This window comes from Armatimonadia bacterium, assembly GCA_039679385.1.
Taxonomy (GTDB): Bacteria; Armatimonadota; Zipacnadia; order Zipacnadales; family JABUFB01; genus JAJFTQ01.
The window spans coordinates 1-7,682 of the sequence record JBDKVB010000169.1 but is presented as its reverse complement, the minus strand read 5'-3'; the positions used below and the strand labels follow the sequence as shown (position 1 = coordinate 7,682).

Sequence of the window (7,682 nt, the reverse complement as noted above, 5' to 3'; positions counted from 1 at the left end):
TTGCTCGCGTTGGCCGTCTGCGTGATGCTGTTGAGGACGGCTTCATCCACGCGGGTCTTCGTCGGATCGACCGGGCTGATACCGGCGTTCGGCCCCAGGACATTGACTGACTTGGCATAGGAGACGTTCTCGTTGTACGTCCCTGCCGCCACATTCACAGTGCCGCCGGCGTCGACGGCGTCAATCCCTGCCTGCACTGTCGCGAAGGCATCGTGGCCGAAGATATGCCCGCCAACGATCTGGCCGCGGGTGCAGGTGGCCCAGTCGTCATCCACATAGACAGCCGCCAGCGTCGTCGGCTGGCCGTAGTCCACCAGGCCAAGCGCGGAGTTGTCGTAGTAGTGATAGACCTGCGCCTCGATCCCGGCGAGGGTCGCGGCACCATTGAAGTTGTTGCCTGTCTTGGCGTCGAGGGTACCGGTGCCGCCGTGGTAGATCGCGGCGTTGGCGTTGCTGGTGAAGGTGTTGTCCTTGATGGCAATGTACTGCGCAGTTGCGCTCAGGTTCTCGCCATCCCGGATGCAGAGGCCATTGTACGAGTTGGTTACCGTGTTGCCCGAGACCGTGACCGGACCCCAGAACTGCGACCCGTACAGGCGGATGCCGCCCTTGTCGCTCGCGCTGGTGTAGTTCGCACCGGAGACGGTGTTGCCGGAGATCGTCACGTTGCCGGCCCCGAAGGCCATCTGGATGCCTTGCAGCCCGCAGTTAGTCACTGTGTTCCCAGAGACCGTGACCGTGACCAACTTGGACGAGTCGCCCTCGTTCGCGTTCACAAGGTTGATTCCGATGCCGCCCACATTGCTGATCGCGTTGCCGCTGATCACGCCGTCCGTCAGGCCGAAGAAGTACAGCGCGGTGTATGTCCCGCCGGAGATGTTCGTGATCTTGTTGTTGGTGATCTGCACCCCGGTCATGTAGTTGTGCGAGACACCGGAGGGGTACTCCGGGTTGTGCACGATACCATGGTAGGTGATGCCGTCGATGATGTTGTTGGTGATCGTGACGTTGGACCCGTAGTAGCTCAGCCAGATCGTGCCGTTCGGCGAACTGCCCGAGAACTTGAGGCCGTCGATCGTGAGGCCGTTGATGTCCGCATCGTTCGGTACATTGACGCTCTCAAGTTGCGCCTCTAGGCCGCGGGCCGCCCCGTTCGTCACCGGGTTGATTCCGGCGTTCGGGCCGCGAAGCGTCACGGACTTGGCAACCCGCAGGTCCTCCGGGTAGTTGCCCGCCGCCACGTTCACAGTCCCCCCGGCCTCCACTGCATCAATCCCTGCCTGCACTGTCGCGAAGGCATTGGTGCCGAAGGTGTAGCCGTTGCCAACCGTGGCACCGACGCTACTGCCTGCCCAACTGTCGTCCACGTAGACAGCGGTTGCTGCAAAGGCCACACTGCTCAACAGCACTAGCGCAACGACAGAACCCAACAGCCACTCCTTGCGCAATCTCATTCGAACTTGTCCCCCATAGGTTGCCCGCCTGGGCCCGACTGCAGCGTCCCGAGCGCCGACAGCCGTGACCTTGGATCAAACGGGCATAACCAGCTTGCGGCCAGGGCAGAGGCCGACGACACCTTGCCCGTGCGACCTGTCCGCAACCCTTCACCTCCCATTCCCCTCTGCACACCGGACCTGCACGATCGTCCTACAGCCTGCTGGACCTTGAGGAACTCCACGACTTGCGACTGCTCCGGCTCTACCGGCAGGTTGTCTGGATCGGCCGTATCGGTGGCAGCGAGGTTCTACGAAACAGACGGCAGAACATCAAGGAGCGCTACGACCGCGTCTTCACGCCCTCGGCAGACACCACAGCTTACGGTCTGGCTCCGTCCGCTGGAGCGGCAATCTGCGGCAGGACCGTGACCACCTTGCCCTCCGGCCCGTCCTCCACACGAATCGGCAGTCGGGCCGCGCAAGGCTGCTTCTCAAGCTCCAGGATCGCCAGCAAGTTGTACAGCCCCGCCGGGACCTTCGAGAAGTCCAGCGCACCGCTGAACTCCGGCATCCCCATCGGCAGCACCACTCCCGGCGCGCCCTCCACCTCCCCCTCAACCACGGTCTCGGTCTGACCGGCGTTCAGCACCCGCATCTTCGCTCCGGCCTCGAAGTGCGTGTTCCCCACATTGGCGAACTGGGCGGTCGCGACATAATGGTCCTTCTCCTGCTCCGCCAGGGACAGCCGCATCGGCTCGGCCTTCTCCGCCACGTCGATCTTCGGGTTTCGGATCCACACCAGCGTCCGGAAATCACCGGCTGCCTGGCCGTCCGGGTGGGTAGCCAGCAAGCGGAGATCGGAGTAGTAGCTGGCCTGCGGCTTGTCCGTTGAGGGAGCCCGCACCAGCACACGCAGATTCCGCTCGGCACCGGCTCGCAGCGTAAAGGTGTCCGGCCGCACTTCGAGCCAACTCGTCGCAACCAGGTCCTCGCCGAGCAGGTCTCCAATCGCAACGCCCGACAGCCCTGCCGGACGTCCCGGCACGCACTTGACCTCCACATCCTCGTCCGAGGGGTTGCGCACCGTCAGGGACCCGGACCGCGTGCTGCCCGGACCGGCGTCCACCCGAGTGATCGCGGGCAGCTCAAGCTGCACTTGGCCGTGAACCGTCGTGACCGACGGGTCGCCCTCCAGGTCGAGCTCCTTGTCCACCGGCCGCACGTACCGCCCATTCACCTGCAGGTTGGCCACAGCTCGGTAGTGCCCCGTCGGCAGGCGCTTCTTGAGGTCCACGAACAGCGAGTACGCAGCGCCGGGAATGATCCCTCGGGGGGAGATAGGAGCCTCGACCACGCGCTTCCAGCGCCCATCTTTCTGCGCCATGAGCAGGATCTTGCCGCCGAGCTTCCCGAAGGTCTCTCCCTGGTTGGTCACTCGCAGGTACGCCGCCGTCGTCGGCAGAGGGACGCCCGAAGGCATCGGTCCCGGCTTGTCCTTGGCCAGGAATCTCAGGCTGACGTCTTCGGCCGAGATGATCTCCCGCGCAGGCGCTCCCAGGAGGTTGATACGAATCGGCACGAGGAATCTGACAACCATCCGGAAGCTGCCTCGTCGCACCGGCTTGTTCTCAATGATGAGCGCCGCGGAGTGGAACCCGCGAACGCCGGTCGGCGTGGCCATGGTGATCTTGATCGTCTTGACCTCGGTCGGGCCCAGGCTCACCTCGGCCGGAGTCACCTTCACCCAGTCCACGCACGTGCGCTTCACCAGGGCCGGATCGGCCTGATCCGGTTTGTCAATCGTCTTCCAGCCCCCGAACTCATCCTGGCCCAGCAGCATCACATGGGGCACCAGTTCCAGGGCCTCACCCGCGGTGTTGCGTAGCTCCAACTCCTGCTCGATTCGCTCGCCGGGGACCGGACTGAACTCCAGCGTCAGCGGCTTGACCATGAACCCTTGCGCCTGCGCGACTGGGAGGCATCCCAAGACTGGGAGACACGCCAGAACCGCCATGAGGACTGAACGAACCGCGGTTCGTCGATGAAGGTACATTCCGAACTCCCTTTGCCGTCCCGCTACGGCGCGCGAATCGATCACGAGCAAAACCGGGTCTGCAGCACCCCGGGTAGGTCTTGTGCAAGTCGCCGAGCCCCCACCCGGCCAACTAGAAAGCAAACAGAGTGACGACGACGGTGCCGATGGTGGCCTCGTTCTGGATGACGCTGGCCTGCGCTGAGGCCAGGCCGCCTCCCAGGGCTGTTGGTGTTGCACTCGCTGTCCCCTCGACGATCTGAACCGACACCGTCCCGGTCTGCCGGCGCTTGTCGGCACTCAGGTAGCCGGTGATCTGGTTGCCGAAGGTGCCGTCGAGGCTGCAGGACACGGTTGCCGTCCCCGTCCCGGAGTACGAGCCCCAGCCCGTCCTAAGCTCGAAGGGACGGTTTGCCTTCGCGGTCAGGGGCGCACCGCCTGCCCAGGAGGAGTTGTCTGCCTGAAGCTGCAGCGTGATATCCCCGTCAATGTCGCACCACAGGTAGTCCGCCACCGAGGCGTGGAAGGTCTCGGTGGAGGTCGCCAGGTTCTGTGCCCGGCAGGCTCCGGGCAGACTGAGACCCAGCACGCATACACAGGCCACACCTATCAGCACTTGCCTCGTCATAGGGTCTGCTCCTGGTCTTGCCGGGGAGTGCGCTCGCAAGGGGCCCACTCCCCGGCTGAACGTCAAGGGACTGAACAGCAGGTCAGTGTGTCTTGCGGTCCAGCCTATCCGGGCTCGTTGGCCGTCAGTGTGGCGGTTACGGTCGCAACATAGTCGCCCTGAGCCGCGAGTTCGTCGTAGTTGTGGGTCTCGTCCGCGATGTCCGGGTTGATCCGGTTGTAGGCCTTGGTGCCCCAGAACACGCGCAGGTAGCGGAAATTCCAACTCGGGTTGTCATTCAGCGGATCAATTCTCAGACCCTTGACGACGTAGGTGGCACCCGTTATCGTGTCGGAGGGCATGTCCGTGATGGAAGCTCCGCTCCCGCTGTTGGCGGTCGGGTCCCAGCCGCCGACACCGTCGATGACCTGTACGAATTCGGTGCCAACGAGACCGGGAGCGTACTGCGGGGTGGCACTCTCGGTGTCGAGAGGAATCCACAATGCCGAAAGAGAGGTCGCAGGTGCGGTGCTGCCGGCAATGGCACCAACCTTCACGAGGGACTTGAGCTTCTGGTTGGTAGAAATCGTGCTTCCATTTCCGGCGAACTCGGTCACTGCGATGTCCAGGAGGCAGCTGCTATTGGCGCTTGCCTCAACGAGCCCACCATGGCTTCCAGCGGCGGGCTTCCAGGGGTCCTCGGGATCATCGAACTGGCCGGTCTCCGGATTGACGGTCGCGACTGGTTCGATCGCGGCGAAGCCGGCCTCACCGTCAACATCGCCAGGAATAGTCAGAGTGGTCGGCGGGATGACATGTACGGACGCGTAGGTCAGGACAGTCGCATGGAAATCCGCACTGGCTGCGATGGGCAGGGCTGGATCGGTCGCGTTCGTCTCCGCGAAGGGGATCGTCTGGGCCATCGCGGCCGTTACGAGTAGCATTGCAGCAACAACACAGAGCAGTCGGGACATGGTCTTTCCTCCTAGGGTGTTCCTGTTGGGCCGCCTGCCCTCTTGCGGGCAGGCGTCGCTGCAGTCTGTCGCAGCCTGGTACTCCTTGACCGATGAAGTAGAGGCCCTCCGACCTCTACCACATCACCTCCCGGGCCCCCTGGCCGTCCCCCATGTTGGTCCCCTCCCTACGGGTTGCTCAATCCTGCGTTTCGTCGTTCCTGAGTGAAGCCGCCTCATGGCATGGGCGATACAGTGATCGTCAGGGCCCCGCTGTAGTCGCCGGCGAGGTCCTGGACCCCACTGCGCCATGCCGCACCCGTGATGCCTATCTCGTTGATGCCCTGGCTGGTCACGTAGCCGGGGCTCTGCACCGTCCCGGGCCAGGGAGCTGACGGATCTACCCCGCCGGTCCAGTCTGCAGGCTTGCCGTGGCCGCTGACGTCGCCACCCAGATCACCCCAGGTGCTCCAGAGCGTGCCGGTGCCCCAGGGCTGCCGCAGTCGCAGTGCGGTCTCCATCTGCCCGGTACGCGTGCCCGGACCCGTGAGGTCGTCACCGGCGCTGATCTGGACATTGAAGTCCAGGTTGCCACTGACGGTCAGCCGCCCTTCCGTCTCTGTGTACATCCAGCCCCCGTAGTTGCCCTCGGTGTCCGGGAAGCGAAGCTCGGGGTCTAGCTGCACACCGAAGAGCTCCGGCACGTTCAGGTGCAGCTCCAGCGGGATCTGGCCGGTGTAGGGCTCATCCCAGCCCGGCGGGTACACGGTGAACTCCAACCTGGCGTTCCCCACGTAGTGCCCCGGCCGATCGACGTATTGCACGAGAATCCGAAATTCGAGGTAAAGCCAGCCGTCTCGGTCGCCGATATAGTCCATGATGCCCGACTGGCCGGTGCAGTCGACCCAGCCCGTACCACCGGGGTCTGACTTCAGATCGTGGACCTGGACTCTCACCGGGGGGATCGTCTGCTGTGGTGTGCCGCCTTCGAGTTGCAGAGGGGCCGTCGTAACCGTGATGATCCAGGGGGAGTCTGTCGGCAGCATCGGGTACACCGGCTCGACGCCGTAGGCGTATCCGACCTCCGTCGCATAGTGGTGGATCTTCGCAACGGGTGGGTTGCTGCTGTCGAGCATCCGCGAACTAGCCTGCCGCCCCGTCGGCGCGGTGGCAGAGGGGGTAGTGGTGGTCGGCATCAGGGTCACGCGCAGCGAATCGGGACCCGGAGGAACCGGGCTTACCTGGCGGACCGCTTCGGTGTCTGCAGCCTCTGCCGCAGCCACCAAGAGCAAGCCTGCCAAGGCCATAAACAGGAAACGTCGCGTGACCATTAGCTGCTCCCCGTATGCGCGGGAGGGCAACCGCCCAGGACGTGCGCGGTCGGCCGCTGTGGGTCTTCACCCGCAAGCGTCAGGCCCGTCTGGAGGATTTCCCCCGGTTGAGGCGTATCATGAGCACTGCTGCGCCGAGCAAAACCAGGGCGCAAGTCCCGGGCTCCGGCACTGCTGACCCGTAGCCGTAACTGATGGGACCGCTACCCGTCTCGGAGTGGTAATTGTAGTACGCGAAATGCGGCACGTCCTGGCTGTCAGTGTCTATCGCAAGCCAGTAGCCGACGCTGCCGGCGGCGATTGTCCGTGGCGTCCGCCACTCATCGCCGACTTTGCAGGTGTACCGGACCGACTTGAGGGCGGGGTCATACCACAGGATATGCGGCACACCGCTGCTGTCGATGGCCATGGACAGGTAGCGGTTGTCGTTGTTGACGGTGAGCGCACCGGCCCCGGACGAATAGGCGGTCTCCACCGACCACGAGGTGCCGTTGAAGGTGGCAAAGCGCACGTTCTGCGTCTTCCCATCCAGCCAAGCAGCATACTGCTTGCCGGACGCATCGTGATCCACCGTCATCGACAGTGCGGTCTCACCACTGGCCAGCGAGGTCTTGGTCCAGGTGGAGCCGTCCGTCGTCGTGGCAACATAGGGCGTCTTGTACAGCAGGTTGCCGTCGCGACTGTAGCCAACCGTCGGCCGGCTAACATCGTCGGTCACCGAGACGCTGATCCCGCCCGGGGCCCAGGGGTACTGCCCGGCTCCCGAGGCGATCGTAGTCAGGTGCCAGCCGGTCGCATTGTAGTAGGCGTAGGACGCAAGGTTGTCCGAGGAGGCTTGCGTGCCGTCGAGATCGAGCAAGCCGATGCCGACGTTGCCCTGGGCGTCCAGTTGGATGTCCGTGTGGTCCAAGTCGAAGGCGTTGGTTCCGAAGGGCCTCTCGACAGACCAGGTGCCGTTGCGCACCGCATAGGACAGGTACCCCGTGTCCGGTGAGGCGTTGTTGCTGCCGCGGTAGGACACGTGGGCTGTGTTCCCGCAGTAGGCAAGGTCGTTGGCCTCGCCGACGCCGGTGCCCAGCTCGATGGCTTCCGGACTCGACCAGGCACCCGTTGCGTCCTGACGAAGGTAGTACACGCCCCACTGGTCGCCATGTAGGGGGAGCTGATTCTGGTAGGTCAGGCCGGCGTTCCCGTCGCTGTCGATGGCGAAGCCGAGTCCGCCGCCGACGGCGCCGAGCCCATCAGCCACAATCGTGCTGACCTGCCACTCACCAGAACCGAAGGCCGGCGCAAGCGCGACCAGTAAGGCCGCAACAGTGGAGA

At 64.3% G+C, this 7,682-nt stretch carries 6 protein-coding genes; all 6 read right to left on the bottom strand.

Annotated features, from left to right (window positions below; all coding sequences use genetic code 11):
* A partial coding sequence (locus ABFE16_19705) for a right-handed parallel beta-helix repeat-containing protein (protein MEN6347526.1) occupies positions 1-1,454 on the bottom strand: 1,454 nt, incomplete at its 3' end.
* A 361-nt stretch (positions 1,455-1,815) separates the two neighbouring features.
* A complete protein-coding gene (locus tag ABFE16_19700; protein ID MEN6347525.1) occupies positions 1,816-3,387 on the bottom strand; it encodes a hypothetical protein in 1,572 nt (523 codons plus the stop codon).
* Positions 3,388-3,601: 214 nt separating this feature from the next.
* Positions 3,602-4,096 carry a hypothetical protein gene (locus ABFE16_19695; protein MEN6347524.1) on the bottom strand — a complete coding sequence of 165 codons (495 nt, stop codon included), beginning with the start codon at positions 4,094-4,096 and terminating at the stop codon, positions 3,602-3,604.
* Positions 4,097-4,200: 104 nt separating this feature from the next.
* A complete protein-coding gene (locus tag ABFE16_19690; protein MEN6347523.1) occupies positions 4,201-5,049 on the bottom strand; it encodes a hypothetical protein in 849 nt (282 codons plus the stop codon).
* A gap of 215 nt (positions 5,050-5,264) precedes the next feature.
* Positions 5,265-6,359 (bottom strand): hypothetical protein, encoded by a 1,095-nt coding sequence (locus ABFE16_19685; GenBank protein ID MEN6347522.1) that lies wholly within the window; start codon positions 6,357-6,359, stop codon positions 5,265-5,267.
* Between the two features lie 79 nt (positions 6,360-6,438).
* Positions 6,439-7,682, bottom strand: a 1,244-nt coding sequence (locus ABFE16_19680; GenBank protein MEN6347521.1) for a hypothetical protein, incomplete at its 5' end; no start/stop codon positions are given.